General features: G+C 71.9%; 12 protein-coding genes. 10 read left to right on the top strand and 2 right to left on the bottom strand.

Features of this window, described 5'->3' with window-relative positions:
• The first annotated feature begins 17 nt into the window (after positions 1 to 17).
• Genes M3190_RS03520 through M3190_RS03495 form a run of 6 tightly spaced genes read left to right on the top strand, consistent with a single transcriptional unit; the run spans position 18 to position 6,410 of the window.
• The gene (locus M3190_RS03520; RefSeq protein WP_251578358.1) at positions 18 to 1,205 is read left to right on the top strand and encodes a polyamine ABC transporter substrate-binding protein; all 1,188 of its coding nucleotides are present in this window, start codon (positions 18 to 20) and stop codon (positions 1,203 to 1,205) included.
• Entirely contained in the window at positions 1,198 to 2,082 is an 885-nt protein-coding gene (locus M3190_RS03515) for an ABC transporter permease (RefSeq protein WP_251578356.1), read from the top strand. The genes M3190_RS03520 and M3190_RS03515 overlap by 8 nt, the downstream gene beginning before the upstream one ends.
• The gene (locus tag M3190_RS03510) at positions 2,079 to 2,990 is read left to right on the top strand and encodes an ABC transporter permease (protein ID WP_251578354.1); all 912 of its coding nucleotides are present in this window, start codon (positions 2,079 to 2,081) and stop codon (positions 2,988 to 2,990) included. Before M3190_RS03515 ends, M3190_RS03510 begins: the two co-directional genes overlap by 4 nt.
• A gap of 2 nt (positions 2,991 to 2,992) precedes the next feature.
• Complete coding sequence (locus tag M3190_RS03505) at positions 2,993 to 4,645, top strand: amidohydrolase (RefSeq protein WP_439957999.1); 1,653 nt, start codon at positions 2,993 to 2,995, stop codon at positions 4,643 to 4,645.
• Complete coding sequence (locus M3190_RS03500; protein WP_251578350.1) at positions 4,642 to 6,078, top strand: NAD(P)/FAD-dependent oxidoreductase; 1,437 nt, start codon at positions 4,642 to 4,644, stop codon at positions 6,076 to 6,078. The genes M3190_RS03505 and M3190_RS03500 overlap by 4 nt, the downstream gene beginning before the upstream one ends.
• Positions 6,075 to 6,410, top strand: coding sequence for a cupin domain-containing protein (locus M3190_RS03495; protein WP_251578348.1), 336 nt, complete (start codon positions 6,075 to 6,077; stop codon positions 6,408 to 6,410). Before M3190_RS03500 ends, M3190_RS03495 begins: the two co-directional genes overlap by 4 nt.
• A 7-nt stretch (positions 6,411 to 6,417) precedes the next feature.
• Here the strand turns inward: M3190_RS03495 and M3190_RS03490 are convergent, their stop codons facing one another.
• Positions 6,418 to 8,001: a PucR family transcriptional regulator gene (locus M3190_RS03490; RefSeq protein ID WP_251578347.1), complete on the bottom strand. Its 1,584-nt coding sequence runs from the start codon at positions 7,999 to 8,001 to the stop codon at positions 6,418 to 6,420.
• A 137-nt stretch (positions 8,002 to 8,138) separates the two neighbouring features.
• On the opposite strand from M3190_RS03490, the gene M3190_RS03485 reads away from it, so the two are divergent.
• The gene (locus M3190_RS03485; RefSeq protein ID WP_251578346.1) at positions 8,139 to 9,485 is read left to right on the top strand and encodes an NAD(P)/FAD-dependent oxidoreductase; all 1,347 of its coding nucleotides are present in this window, start codon (positions 8,139 to 8,141) and stop codon (positions 9,483 to 9,485) included.
• Between the two features lie 77 nt (positions 9,486 to 9,562).
• Here the strand turns inward: M3190_RS03485 and M3190_RS03480 are convergent, their stop codons facing one another.
• Complete coding sequence (locus M3190_RS03480; protein ID WP_251578343.1) at positions 9,563 to 10,186, bottom strand: TetR/AcrR family transcriptional regulator; 624 nt, start codon at positions 10,184 to 10,186, stop codon at positions 9,563 to 9,565.
• 67 nt (positions 10,187 to 10,253) lie between these two features.
• Here M3190_RS03480 and M3190_RS03475 point away from each other — a divergent pair, with 67 nt between their 5' ends.
• Genes M3190_RS03475 through M3190_RS03465 form a run of 3 tightly spaced genes read left to right on the top strand, consistent with a single transcriptional unit; the run spans position 10,254 to position 14,355 of the window.
• Complete coding sequence (locus M3190_RS03475; protein WP_251578341.1) at positions 10,254 to 11,288, top strand: agmatine deiminase family protein; 1,035 nt, start codon at positions 10,254 to 10,256, stop codon at positions 11,286 to 11,288.
• Positions 11,285 to 12,997: an amidase gene (locus tag M3190_RS03470; protein ID WP_251578339.1), complete on the top strand. Its 1,713-nt coding sequence runs from the start codon at positions 11,285 to 11,287 to the stop codon at positions 12,995 to 12,997. Before M3190_RS03475 ends, M3190_RS03470 begins: the two co-directional genes overlap by 4 nt.
• The gene (locus tag M3190_RS03465; protein WP_251578337.1) at positions 12,994 to 14,355 is read left to right on the top strand and encodes a pyridoxal phosphate-dependent decarboxylase family protein; all 1,362 of its coding nucleotides are present in this window, start codon (positions 12,994 to 12,996) and stop codon (positions 14,353 to 14,355) included. The genes M3190_RS03470 and M3190_RS03465 overlap by 4 nt, the downstream gene beginning before the upstream one ends.
• Positions 14,356 to 14,365: the final 10 nt, after the last annotated feature.

Below are 14,365 nucleotides of genomic sequence, written 5' to 3'. Positions count from 1 at the left end.
CGACCCGGAGGCACCCGATGACCGAGCCGAACCCGATCCGCGTCCTCGCCCACGCCGATGCGATCCCCTTCATCCGTCGCGAGATCTCACGTCGTCAGGTCCTCAGCCTCGCGGCGCTCGGCGGAGCGGCTGCCCTCCTGGCCGCGTGCGCGCCCGGCGGCGGCTCGAGCACCGGACCGCAGGCGCAGGCGAGCGGTGGCGCTCTGGAAGACGCGCTCTCGGTGTACACGTGGGGCGACTACGACTCCCCCGACGTCGTCTCCGGCTTCACGTCGTCGCTCGGCCCGAAGGTCTCGCTCGACTCGTACAGCTCGAACGAGGAGCTCATCGCGAAGCTCGTCGCGGCGAAGGGCACCAGCGGTTACGACATCGTGGTCCCCACCGGTGTCTTCATCCCGCAGATGATCGAGAACGGGCTGCTCACGAAGCTGAACAAGGACCTCCTGCCGAACCTGTCGAACCTCGACCCGTCCTCGCTCGGCCGCGCCTGGGACCCCGAGAACGAGTACTCGGTCTGCAAGGCGTGGGGCACGACCGGCTTCGTCTACGACAAGACCGTCATCACCCGCGAACTGACCACCTGGTCGGACTTCTTCGACGCCGCGCAGAACGAGGCCAGCGGCCGCACCAGCATGTCGGATGACCCTGCGGGCATCATCGGTGCCTACTTCTGGGCGAACGACCTGGACTGGAACACCCAGGACGCCGACCAGCTCGAGGCGTGCCGGGCGTTCCTCGTGAACGAGATCGCGCCCCACATCTCTGCGTTCGACTCCTACCCCGGAACGAACGCGATCCCGCAGGGCACGCAGGCGCTGATGCAGGCGTGGAACGGCGATGCTCGACTCGGCCTGCTCGAATCCAGCGAGCCCGACCGCTGGCAGTGGGTCCTCCCCGGCCCCGTCACCGAGCTGTGGATGGACAACTGGGCGATCGCAGCGGGTGCCCCGCACCCCGAAGCCGCGCACGCGTTCATCAACTACTCGCTCACACCCGAATCGCTCATGCTGTCGCTCGACTACATCGGCTACAACGTCGGCGGCAAGGACATGCAGTCCGAGGCGGAGGGCGCCGGCATGGAGCTGACCGACCTCATCTTCTTCACCGAGTCCCAGCTCGCGACGATGCACGAGCAGCAGCTCAACGACTCGCAGACGACGCGTGTCGAGATCTGGAACGAGATGAAGGCCGCTGCGGGTGCGTAGACGCTCGCTCGGCGGCCTGCTCGCCCTGCCCGCCTGGGCGTGGCTGGTGGCCTTCTTCGTCGCCCCGGTGCTGCTGGTCGTGTGGTTCAGCTTCGGTTACAAGCCGGGGATCTTCGGGACGCACGCGAACGACGTGCTCTCGTTCGACCGCTATGTCGAGGCCCTGTCGCCGACCTTCTTCACGACCTTCCAGAACACCCTCTGGGTCGGCGTGCTCGGCACCGTACTGTGCTTCCTCATCGGCGCACCCGTGGCGTACTGGATGGCGTTCAAGGTGCGACCGCAGCGCCGCGGCATCCTGCTGGCCCTCATCCTCATCCCGTTCTGGACGAACTTCCTCGTCCGCACCATCGGGTGGCAGGTCATCATCGCGCCGGAGGGATGGCTGTCGTCCACCTTGCAGCAACTCGGCCTGCTGGACGGGCCGCTCGACCTGCTCTACACACGGGGCGCGGTCCTGCTGGGCGTCGTCTACAACTACCTGCCGCTCATGATCCTGCCGCTGTTCGTGGCCTTCGACCGTGTCGGCCCGCTGGTGCGAGAGGCATCGAAGGACCTCGGCGCCGGCAAGCTCGCCACGTTCGCCCGGGTGACGCTGCCGCTCTCGCGACCCGGCATCGTGGCGGGCGTCCTGCTCGTGTACATCCCGCTCATGGGCGACTACATCACCGCCACCGTCCTCGGCGGCGCCCAGGGGAACATGGTCGGCCAGCTCGTCGCGAGTCAGTTCCAGACCGCCCAGAACTGGGCGCTCGGCTCGGCGATGGCCGTCGTCCTCATGCTCGTCATCGCGCTGAGCATCGGCGTCGCCGCCGCCCTCGTGTGGCTCGTCCTGCTGCCGATGCGGCTGCGGAACCGTCTGGAGATCCCGGCATGAGCGTGACCACCAAGACCGAGGCGATCCTGCGCCGCAGCGAGGGCACGCTGCCCGGCAGCGACCGCCGGGCCCACCGCTCCTGGAGCGATCTCACCCTCAACGTGTGGGGCATCCTCGTCGTGCTCTTCCTGTTCGCCCCGATCATCGTGATCGTCGTCTACTCGTTCAACACCGGACGGCTGCTCGTGTCCTGGGACGGATTCGGACTCGATGCCTTCGCGACGATCCTCGAGAAGCCCGCGGTGCAGAACGCCGTGCGGGTGTCGATCGTGACGGCGGCCTTCTCCGCCGCGATCGCGACGGTCCTCGGAACACTCGCGGGCATCGCGATGGCGCGCCACCCCGGCAGATGGGTGTGGTGGTTCCTGGGGCTGCTGCTGTTCGTCTCGGTCACACCCGAGATCGTCGACGCCGTCGCCCTGCTCCCCTGGTTCGTCATGCTCGGGCAGGATGCCGGTATGGCCGTCTTCAACGACGGCATCGTGCGCCTGTCGATCGGCGCCTCGCTCTTCTCGACCGCCGTCGTCTCGTACCTCGTCCGCGCCCGTCTGGTAGGGCAGGAGGCGAACCTCGAGGAGGCCTCGAGCGACCTCTACGCCTCGCCGCTGACGACCTTCCGTCGCGTGACCCTGCCGTTGGCCGCACCCGCGGTCTTCGCCGGCTTCCTGCTCTCGTTCACCCTCGGCCTCGACAACACGGTCATCGCCGCCTTCGTGCAGGTGTCGGGATCGACGCCCTGGCCGGTCTACGTCCTCAGCGCCGTGCGGTCGGGGCTGCGCCCCGAGATCGCGGCGGTGTCGACCGTCATGCTGCTGCTGACCCTCGTCGCCCTCGCCGTCGTCGCGATCGTCCTGCGTCGGGCGGGCGACTCGGCCACCGACATCGCCCGCACCATGGGAGGAGGATGACCGTGGCATCCGCTGACCTCGTCTTCACGGGCGGTCCCGTGTTCACCGCCGACACCGTCCGATCACGCGCGTCCGCCGTCGCCGTGTCCGGCGGGCGCATCGTCGCCGTCGGACACGACCTGACCGACCTCATCGGAGCGCGCACCGAGGTGGTCGATCTCGCCGGTCGCCTGCTCGTGCCGGGCTTCCAGGACGCCCACGTGCACCCCGTGTCGGGCGGACTGGAGCTGCTCCGCTGCGACCTCGGCGAGGGCACGACCGAGGCGGACTACCTCGCGACGATCGCGGAGTACGCGGCCTCCCATCCCGACGAGGAGTGGATCCTCGGCGGAGGGTGGGCGATGTCGGCCTTCCCGGGCGGGACACCCACCGCGGCGGTGCTCGACCGGGTGCTGCCGGACCGCCCCGCCTTCCTCCCGAACCGCGACGGGCACGGCGCCTGGGTGAACTCCGCCGCGCTCCGCCTCGCCGGCATCGACCGAGACACCCCCGACCCGGACGACGGACGGATCGAGCGGGATGCCGACGGCCACCCGACCGGCACGCTCCACGAGGGGGCGATGTCGCTCGTGAACCGGCTGATCGACGACCCCTCGCCCGCCTTCCTGCGCGAGGCGCTGTTCGCCGGCCAGCGGTATCTGCACTCGTTCGGGATCACGGCGTGGCAGGACGCGATCGTCGGCACCTACAGCGACCTCGTCGACCAGGGCGAGACGTACCGGGAAGCTGCCCGCGACGGTTCGCTCACGGGCAAGGTGGTGGGCGCGCTCTGGTGGGACCGGACGGCGGGGCTCGAGCAGATCCCCTCGCTCGTCGACCGCCGGGACCGCTTCAGCCACGGCCGCTTCCAGGCGACGAGCATCAAGATCATGCAGGACGGCGTCGCCGAGAACTTCACCGCCTCGATGCTCGCGCCGTACCACGACGGTCACGGCCATCCCACCGACAACTCGGGGATCTCGTTCGTCGACCCCGAGATCCTCGACGAGGCAGTCCCGCAGCTGGACGCGCTCGGCTTCCAAGTGCACTTCCACGCGATCGGCGACCGTGCCGTGCGTCAGTGCCTCGACGCCGTCGAGCACGCGATCGCCCGCAACGGTCGCACCGACGGCAGGCACCACATCGCGCACCTGCAGGTGATCCACCCCGACGACGTCGCACGATTCCGGGAGCTCGGCGTCGCCGCCAACATGCAGTCGCTCTGGGCGACCTACGAGCCGCAGATGATCGACCTCACGCTGCCTTTCCTCGGCGAGCCGCGGATCGCCTGGCAGTATCCCTTCGGCGACCTCCTCCGCGCCGGGGCGGTCCTCGCGGCGGGCAGCGACTGGTCCGTGTCGACACCCGACCCGCTCGCGGCCATCCACACGGCGGTGAACCGCAAGGCCGCACCAGGACACGAGGAGGGCGAGTACGAGGCGTTCCTGCCCGAGCAGGCCATCGACCTCGCCACCTCGCTCACGGCCTACACGGCGGGGTCGGCCTGGGTGAACCACCTCGACGAGACGACCGGGACGATCGAGGTCGGCAAAGCCGCCGACCTCGCCGTCCTCGACCGTGATCCGTTCGCCGGCCCCGCCGACCGGATCGGGGCCACGCGCGTGCTGCAGACCTTCGTCGACGGGTCCCGGGTCTACGCGTCGGAGGACGCGTGAGCGCCCATACGACGGTCTTCGAGCGGCAGCCACCGGCGGCATCCGTCATCGACCACGGCCTCGACGGCAGCCGTCATGCGGTGTTCTGGACGGAGGACGTGCCCCGCGCCCTGCGCCCCGACCGGCCGCCGCTGCACGGCACGCACCGCGCCGACCTCGTGGTGGTCGGTGCGGGGTACACCGGCCTGTGGACGGCGTTGCTCGCCGTCACCCGGGATCCTGGCCTGCGCGTGCTCGTTCTGGAGGCGAACCGCGTCGGGTGGGCGGCGTCGGGGCGCAACGGCGGGTTCTGCGAGGCGAGTCTCACCCATGGCCCCGAGAACGGACAGGCGCGCTGGCCCGATGAGATGCCGATGCTCGACCGACTCGGCCGCGAGAACCTCGACGCGATCGCGGCTGCCGAAGGCGACTACGGCATCGACATCCAGTTCGAGCGGACGGGGCAACTCGCCCCCGCCGTCGAGGAGCACCAAGTCGCCTGGCTCGAGGAGTGGGCCGCCGACGACCCGCACGTGACACTGCTGGACGAGGCGGCCGCCCGACGCGAGGTCGACTCGCCGACGTATCTCGGCGCCGTCTGGGAGAAGGACACGACGGCGCTCGTGCACCCCGGCCTGATGGCGGCCGAGCTCGCCCGCGCCTGCGAGGAGCGCGGGGTCGTGATCGCCGAGCGGACCCACGTCCGGTCTGTTGAGACCCCGCCCGCGGGAGGCGTCTCGGTCGTCACCGACGACGGCCGGGTGGATGCCGCGCACGCCGCCCTTGCGACGAACGTGTTCCCCTCGCTGCTGCGCCGCAACCGCCTCATGACCGTGCCGGTCTACGACTACGTCCTGATGACGGAGCCGCTCAGCGAGGCTCAGTGGGACGCGATCGGATGGCGGAACCGCCAAGGCATCGGCGACATGGCGAACCAGTTCCACTACTACCGGCCGACCCGGGACGGGCGGATCCTCTTCGGCGGCTACGACGCCGTCTACCACTACGGCCGGCGGGTCGACCCGCGCTACGAGGATCGTCCGGAGTCGTGGCGCCGGCTCGCGAGTCACTTCTTCACGACGTTCCCGCAGCTCGAGGGGCTGCGCTTCTCGCACCGCTGGGCCGGCGCGATCGACACCTCGACCCAGTTCACGGCGTTCTTCGGCACCGCCCGACGCGGACGGGTCGCGTACGCCGCCGGGTTCACCGGCCTGGGTGTGGGGTCGACTCGATTCGCCGCCGAGGTGATGCTCGACCTGCTCGACGGCCGGGATACCGAACGCACGGCACTCGAGATGGTGCGCAAGCGCCCCCTCCCGTTCCCGCCCGAGCCGGTGGCCGCGATCGGGATCGAAGCGACCCGGTGGTCGCTCGACCGCGCCGACCACCGCCGCGGTCGGCGCAACGCCCTCCTGCGGACCCTGGACGCGCTCGGTCTCGGGTTCGACTCGTGAGCGTCCTCGAGCCGCAGACGGAGCAGGATGCCGCATCCCTCGTCATCCCGCTCACACCCGTGCCCGCGGACCAGATCGTCGACGGCGCACCCGAGGCGGGCTTCATCGAGCTGACCGCCGTGGTCGGCGTGTGGGAGCACACCCCCGGCACGTCGACCGACGTCGAGGACGACGAGGTGTTCGTCGTCCTCTCGGGTCGCGCGACGGTGCGGTGGGCAGGCGGCGAGCTGACGCTCCGCCCCGGCACCGTCGGCCGTCTCAGCGCCGGCACCGAGACGATCTGGACGGTCACCGAGACACTGCGCAAGGTCTACGTGACGGGCGGCGCGTGACGTGCCCTCAGCCCACCGTCGCACGACGCACGAGCAGCGCGAGGTGCAGCGCGGTCTGCACCTCGCCGTCGTCCAGATCGGCGCCCAGCAGTTCCTGGATGAGCGCGATCCGCTGGTAGAACACCGAGCGCGACAGGTGCGACGCGGATGCCGCGGCGGTGCGGTTGCCGGGATGGGCGAGCATCGCCTCGAGCACATCCAACAGGTCCCCCGACCGGGCGAGGTCGTAGTCGATGAGGGGCGCGAGCATCCGCTCGCCGTGCTCGATGACGCGATGGTCGTCCCGCAGAGCGGTGATGAGCCGCGCGAGGGGACGATCCTCCGCTCGCCGCACATGCGGACCGCCGGCGTACGGCGCCGATGCTCCGCGGGCGAGGTCGATCGCCTCCTGCAACGACGCGAGACCGGCGTCCAGCCCGGTCGCCGCGGAGCCGACGGACAGGACGATCCGATCCGGATCCCCGCCGAGACCGGCGGCGAACGCGCGGGCGGTGTCGTCGTCGAACCCGTCACGGGTCGGCAACGAGAGGAGCATCGCGACGCCGCTGCCGGCCGGCGATCCGGCGAGCGCTCGGCCGCCGAGACGGCGCGCCGCTTCGTCGGCGACCTGCGGGTCGGGTGCGACACCGGTCGCGACCACCCCGCGAAGCTGGGCTCCCTCGACGGGCAGCCCCGCCGCCTCGACCCGCGCGGTCACGGGCCCGCGGGCGCCGAAGCGACCTCGGACCAGTCGGTCGAGGAGCTGACTGCGGCCGATGCGACCCCACTCCGCCGCGCCGCCCTCCGTGAGCCGACCGAACGAGAGCGCCAGCGCTCCCTGTTCGACGACGTTGACACGTCCCGCAGCGTGGGGCGGACCGGGCAGGGCGATGAGGTGCCCCCACCGGGTTCCACGTGCTTCCACCGGCACGATGAGCCAATCCTGCTCGCCCGCTCCGCGGTGTGCGAGCCGGGAGCGCACCTCCCACCGGGTGAGCGTCTCCTCCTCGATCGCGGCCGGCACCTCGGCGACGACGACATCGTGCGCGAGTGTCTCGAGGACGACGGGCGCCGACAGGACGTGCGCGACCTGCGCGACGATGTCGTCGGCGGGCGCGCCGCGCAGGGCGAGTGCCGTGAACCGCGACCGCACCTCCTCCCGCACCCGCAGGGCCGCGGACTGATCGTCGATGATCCGGCGATGCACCGCCTCGGTGATCGCGACGAACTTCACCTCGCGGTGCAGGGCGATCACCGCCAGACCGGCGTCCCGGCTGGTTTCGACGACCGCGTCCGGCACCTGCGCATGATGGGTGCCGAGTTCGAGGACGAGGCACGAGAGCCCCGCGCGCGCGAGCTCCCCGACGAACTCGCTCAAGCGGCCGGGGTCGTCGGGCCATGCCGAGCCCGTCGACAGCAGCAGCTCGCCGCCGTTCAGCAGCCGAGCGACACCGGGACTGTCGGAGACGTGCACCCACCGCACGAGCGCGTCGAGGGGCGGTCCCCCGACCAGCACCTCCGGGCGGCCGGACTGCACGGCGCTCAGCGCGAGCACCTCCCGCACCCGGGGCAGGCTGACGGCGCCGTCCGGACGTTCGGTCCGCTGCGGCATCCGATCATCGTCGGGGTGGGGCATCGACACTCGCCGTTCGGGTCCAGGGAGCACAGGTGGGCTCAGCCTAACCGTTCCGGACGATCCGTCCGGAGGACTGCCGCAGCGTCCCGCGGCACCGCAGAGAAGGAGCATCTGTGACCACCGTCTCGCACTGGTGGCGTGACCACGGATCGATTCCGGCGCGCGCGCCTCTCCCCGGTGATCTCGACGTCGACGTCGCGATCGTCGGTGCCGGGTACACGGGGCTATGGACCGCCTACTACCTCGCCGAGAGCCGGCCCGAGCTGCGCATCGCCGTGCTCGAGCGCCGCTTCGCCGGGTTCGGAGCCTCCGGCCGCAACGGCGGATGGCTGACGAACTCGGTCACCGGTGGTCGCGAGCGGTACGGACGGGACGGCGGCATCCGCCAGCAGCGCGCCATGAACGACACCGTCGACGAGGTGATCCGCGTCGCGACGGCCGAGGGCATCGACGCGGACATCCGCAAGGGCGGCGAGCTGACGGTCGCGCGCAGCGCCGCGCAGCTCGCGCGCCTCGACGCGCTGTTCACGGCCGAGTCGGCGTGGCCCGGCACCGACGTGGAGCGGTGGGATGCCGCGCGCACCGCGGAGCACGTGCGGGTCGCGGGCACGCTCGGCGCCGTGTGGCATCCGCACTGCGCCCGCATCCATCCGGTGAAGCTCCTGACCGGACTGGCTGCCGCCGTCGAGCGACGCGGTGTCACGATCTTCGAGGACACCGCGGTCGCCGAGATCCTGCCCGGACGGGCCGTGACCGACCGGGGCGTCGTGCGCGCGAGCGCCGTGATCCGCGCCACGGAGGGCTTCACGACCGACCTGCGCGGCGAGCATCGCACCTGGCTGCCGATGAACTCGTCGATGATCGTGACCGCGCCGCTGCCGGAGGCGGCGTGGGAGCAGATCGGATGGACGGATGCTGCGACCCTCGGCGACGCCGCGCACGTCTACATGTACGCGCAGCGCACCGCCGACGGCCGCATCGCGTTCGGCGGACGCGGTGTGCCGTACCGGTACGGCTCTCGCATCGACACCGACGGGGCGACGCCGGGCAGGACCGTGGCGTCGCTGACCGAGCTGCTGCGCCGATTCTTCCCCGCGGCATCCGATGTCCCCGTCGAGGACGCCTGGTCGGGGGTCCTCGGCGTGCCGCGGGACTGGGCGGCGACGGTGGGCTTCGACCGCGCGGCGGGCGTGGGATGGGCGGGGGGCTACGTCGGGACCGGTGTCGCGACCACCAACCTCGCAGGTCGCACGCTCGCCGACCTCGTGCTCGGCGAGGACTCCGACCTCGTATCGCTGCCCTGGGTCGGGCACCGCGCCCGGCGTTGGGAGCCCGAGCCGCTGCGCTGGCTCGCCGTCCACGGGATCTACGGCGCGTACCGGTTCGCCGACGCGCGCGAGGACCGCGGCGGCGGCACCTCACCCGTCGCCCGCATCGCCGACCTCATCGCCGGCCGATGACCCGCCGACCCGACGCGAACGGCATCGGTTCCGGCGGGATGAGCGCAGTTCGCGTCGGCTCGAGAGGTCGGCGACGGTCAGGCGCGCAGCGCGTCGGCGGGGACGCCGAGCAGCGCCGCGAGCGCGCGGCGCGTGAGGTCGGTGCGAGACGGGTCGGCGCGCCAGCGGACGAGCCCCTGGGCGCCGAGGCCGTCGATGATCGCAAGCAGGTGCCAGGCGATCGCGTCGGCGTCGACGGCGCCGAACTCGCCGCGTTCGCGACCGCGCTCGATCTCAGCGGCGAGCGCCCGTTGCCACGCGTCCATCTCGGCCCGCACGCGCACGGCGAGCTCCTCGTTGCGGGTGGCGAGCGCCCACCCCTGGACCCACACGAGCGTGACGGCGCTCGGCTCGTCCCCGAGGACCGTGTCGAGCAGGATGCCGAGACGTGCGGTCGCAGCATCCGTCGCCCGCATGGCGGCACGCACCGCCCGCAGCTCCTCCGCGACGACGGCGCCGAAGGCCTCGGCCACGAGCACGTCCATCCCATCGGCGTGGTGGGCGACGAGTCCGGGCGCCACGCCGACACGGGCGGCCACCGCGCGCAGGGTGACGGCGTCCAGGCCGTCCTCGAGCGCGATCCGGCGTGCCGCGGCAGCGATCTCGTCGCGGCGCTCGGCCGGGCTCTTCCGCATCCGGCGGACGGTTGACGTCTGTGTCATGGACTCGGTAGCCTCCCCCTTGTTGATCAAACGATCAATAAGGTACCCGACACCTGAGGGAGACGCCATGGCCTGGCGGATGCCGAGCGAGACCGCCCCGCACGAGCGCACCTGGATGGCGTTCCCCCGCGAAGGCCTCACCCTCGGCGAGACCGACGCCGAGCGCGCGGAGGGGTACGCCACGTGGGCAGCCGTCGCCACGGCCGTCGCCCGGTTCGAGCCCGTCACGATGGTCGTCGACCCGACCGAGACGGCCCGCGCACGCAGCATGCTGCCGGGCGAGGTCACGCTGCTCGAGGCTCCCGTCGACGAGTACTGGATGCGGGACCACGGCCCCACCTTCGTCGTCGACGACGAGCGCCCCGGCGTCCTGGGCGCCGTGGACTGGATCTTCAACGGCTGGGGCGCCCCCGAGTGGGCGCGGTGGCGGGACTCCGCCGCGCACGCCCGCCTCGTCGCCGGCGAGGTCGGCGCCGAGCTGGTCTCGTCGATGCTGGTGAACGAGGGCGGCGGCATCCACGTCGACGGCGAGGGCACGGTGCTGCTCACCGAGACCGTTCAGCTCGACCCGCGCCGCAACCCGTTCGCCGACCGCGCGCGCGTCGAGGCCGAGATGGCCCGCACCCTCGGCGCCACGAACGCCGTGTGGCTGAGCCGCGGCCTGACCCGCGACTACGACGACTTCGGTACGAACGGACACGTCGACATCGTCGCGACGATCCCCTCGCCCGGCCGCATCCTGCTCCACGACCAGCGCGACCCCGCGCATCCCGACCACGCCGTCACCGCGCAACTCCGCACCGAGCTCGAGGGTCAGACGGATGCCGCCGGTCGCCGTTTCGAGATCGTCGGCCTCCCCGCACCCGAGGCCCTGACCGACGCCCACGGCCCGGTGGACTGGAGCTACGTCAACCACCTCGTCGTCAACGGCGGGGTCATCGCCTGCGGCTTCGGTGAGGAGAAGGCTGATGCGCAGGCCCGGGCGATCCTGGCGGACGCCTACCCCGGCCGAGAGGTCGTGACGGTGGACGCACGCCCCCTCTTCGCCCGCGGCGGCGGCATCCACTGCATCACGCAGCAGCAGCCGGCGGTGAGCCGATGATCGACGTCGTCGAGGCGACCATCGCCGAGCTGCGCGCTGCGCTGGAGTCGGGCGAGGCGACGGCCGTCGAGCTCGTCGACGCGTACCTCGCCCGGATCGACGCGTACGACGGCCCCGGCACCACGACCGCGCTGAACGCCGTCGTCGTGCGCAACCCCGATGCGCGGGCGGAGGCCGCGGCATCCGACGAGCGTCGTGCTCGCGGTGAGACCCTCGGCCCGCTCGACGGCATCCCGTACACGGCCAAGGACAGCTACCTCGTGCGGGGGCTGACGGCCGCCGCCGGGTCGCCGGCCTTCGCGGACCTCGTCGCACAGCGCGACGCGTTCACGATCGAGCGCCTGCGCGCCGGCGGGGCGATCTGCCTCGGCCTCACGAACATGCCCCCGATGGCCAACGGCGGCATGCAGCGCGGCGTGTACGGCCGCGCCGAGAGCCCGTACAACGCCGAGTGGCTCACCGCGCCGTTCGCCAGCGGATCCTCGAACGGATCCGGCACGGCGACCGCCGCGAGCTTCGCCGCGTTCGGCCTCGGCGAGGAGACCTGGTCCTCGGGTCGGGGTCCCGCCTCGAACAACGCGCTCTGCGCCTACACGCCGTCGCGCGGCGTCATCTCGGTGCGCGGCAACTGGCCGCTGGTCCCGACGATGGACGTCGTCGTCCCGCACACCCGCACCATGGCCGACCTCCTGGAGGTCCTCGAGGTCATCGTCGCCGACGACACCGAGACCCGTGGGGACTTCTGGCGCGCGCAGCCGTGGGTGGAACTGCCCGCGGCGTCGGCGGTGCGCCCGAGGTCCTATGCCGCCCTCGCGGACGGCGCGACGCTCGCGGACGTGCGTCTGGGCATCCCGCGCATGTACATCAACGCCGACCCGGATGCCGGGACCGGCACCGGCATCGGCGGCCCGACCGGCCGGCGCATCGAGACCCGGGAGTCGGTGCTCGAGCTGTGGCGCGCGGCACGGTCGGACCTCGAGGCGGCGGGAGCCACCGTCGTCGACGTCGACTTCCCGGTCGTGAGCGACTACGAGGGCGACCGGACGGGCGCATCGACCATCCACCAGCGCGTTCCCGAGGGCTACCTGCAGCGCGAGATCGTCGACCTGTCGGCGTGGGCGTGGGACGACTTCCTCGCCGCCAACGGAGACCCCGCCCTCTCGACGCTCGCCGGTGTCGACGGCGCCGCGATCTTCCCGCACCCGCCGGGCGCCCTCCCCGACCGCTACACCGGCTTCGACGACGACATCGCCGAGTACCCGGAGTGGGTGCGCGCCCATCCCGGCGCGGGCATGGACGACATGCCCGAACTCGAGGAGGGACTGCGCGCGCTCGAGCTCATCCGCCGCACCGACCTCGAGGAGTGGATGGATGCCGCCGGTCTCGACGCGGTCGTCTTCCCCGCCGTCGCCGATGTCGGCCCGGCCGACATGGACGTGAATCCCGCCTCGGCGGACCTCGGATGGCGCAACGGCGTCTGGATCGCCAACGGCAACCTCGCGATCCGGCACCTCGGCATCCCGACCCTCACCGTGCCGATGGGCACGATGACCGACACCGGGATGCCGGTGGGCCTCACGATCGCCGGGCGCGCGTACGACGACGCCGTGCTGCTGCGCCTCGGCGTAGCCTTCGAACGTCTGGGCGCCCGCCGGACCCGACCGCCGCGCACCCCCGCACTCCCCCGCACCACCCCGGAGAACCGATGACCCAGCCCGCCCGCATGCACGACGTGACCGACGAGACCCGTCAGATCGTCGACCTCGTCCTCGACTACTCGCGCCAGCGTCTGCTCACCGACGACAACCCGCTCGACAAGCCGCTGCCGCCGGCCGAGCTCGCCCGCCTCGCGGGTGTCACCATCAGCGAGCAGGGCATCGGGGCGCGCAAGGCGCTCGGGGTCTTCGAGCACGTGCTCGCGCCGGCCTGCATCACGACCGACGATCCGCGCTACCTGTCGTTCATCCCGAGCGCACCGTCGAAGGCGGCCGCAGCGTTCGACCTCGTCGTCTCGGCGAGCGCGCTCTACGGCGGGTCGTGGCTCGAGGGCGCCGGAGCCGTCCACGCCGAGAACGAGGTGCTGCGCTGGCTCGCCGGCGAGTTCGGGCTGCCCGCGACCGCCGGCGGCGTCTTCGTTCAGGGCGGCACCCTCGGCAACCTGTCGGCGCTCGTGGCCGCACGCGAGACAGCCCGGGACCGCGGCATCCGTCCGGACCGCTGGCGCGTCGTGTGCTCCGCCGAGGCGCACTCCTCGATCGCGTCCGCAGCGCGGGTCATGGATGTCGAGGTCGTTCCCGTGGCGCCCGATGCCGGTGGGGTCCTTCACGGAGATGCGGTGCGCGCGGCGCTCGACGCGCACGGAGACAGCGTCTTCGCCGTCGTCGCGACGGCCGGATCGACGAACTTCGGGATCGTCGACGACATCGCCTCCGTCGCCGAGGTCACCCGTGAGCACGGCGTGTGGCTGCACGTCGACGGCGCCTACGGTCTCGCCGCCGCGCTGTCCCCCGACGCGCGGCACTACTTCGCGGGGTTGGAGCACGCCGACTCGCTCATCGTCGACCCGCACAAGTGGCTGTTCGCCCCGTTCGACGCCTGCGCCCTGCTGTACCGCGACCCCGAGCTCGGCCGCCGGGCGCACACGCAGCACGCGGAGTACCTCGACACCCTCACGGAGACGAGCGACTGGAGCCCGTCGGACTTCGCTGCCCACCTCACCCGGCGGGCCCGCGGACTGCCGCTGTGGTTCTCGCTCGCGACGTACGGCGCCGAGGTCTACCGCGAAGCCATCACGTGCTCGATCTCGCTCGCCGAGCGGATCGCCGCCGAGATCGAGTCGCGCGAGGAGCTCGAGCTCGTGCGGCGTCCGCAGTTGAGCGTCGTGGTGTTCGAGCGCCGCGGGTGGACGAAGGACGACTACACCGCCTGGTCGAACCGCCTGCTCGACGACCAGCACGCCTTCGTCACGCCGTCCAGCCACGCCGGGCGCACGAACGCGCGCTTCGCGATCTTGAACCCCCGCACGACGTTCGAGGACCTCGTCGGAATCCTGGACACGATGCGCTGACACCCGGCAT

The sequence above is a fragment of the Microbacterium oleivorans genome (assembly GCF_023715745.1).
Taxonomy (GTDB): domain Bacteria; phylum Actinomycetota; class Actinomycetes; order Actinomycetales; family Microbacteriaceae; genus Microbacterium; species Microbacterium oleivorans_D.
The sequence above is the reverse complement of the archived record's forward strand: the minus strand, read 5'-3'. Positions and strand labels throughout refer to the sequence as shown.

Excerpts from the sequence above, each read along its gene's own strand:
- M3190_RS03520 (WP_251578358.1), top strand. The coding sequence starts at position 18 with ATGACCGAGCCGAACCCGATCCGCGTCCTCGCCCACGCCGATGCGATC.
- M3190_RS03510 (WP_251578354.1), top strand. The coding sequence starts at position 2,079 with ATGAGCGTGACCACCAAGACCGAGGCGATCCTGCGCCGCAGCGAGGGC.
- M3190_RS03490 (WP_251578347.1), bottom strand. The coding sequence starts at position 8,001 with ATGCCGCAGCGGACCGAACGTCCGGACGGCGCCGTCAGCCTGCCCCGG.
- M3190_RS03480 (WP_251578343.1), bottom strand. The coding sequence starts at position 10,186 with ATGACACAGACGTCAACCGTCCGCCGGATGCGGAAGAGCCCGGCCGAG.
- M3190_RS03475 (WP_251578341.1), top strand. The coding sequence starts at position 10,254 with ATGGCCTGGCGGATGCCGAGCGAGACCGCCCCGCACGAGCGCACCTGG.
- M3190_RS03470 (WP_251578339.1), top strand. The coding sequence starts at position 11,285 with ATGATCGACGTCGTCGAGGCGACCATCGCCGAGCTGCGCGCTGCGCTG.
- M3190_RS03465 (WP_251578337.1), top strand. The coding sequence starts at position 12,994 with ATGACCCAGCCCGCCCGCATGCACGACGTGACCGACGAGACCCGTCAG.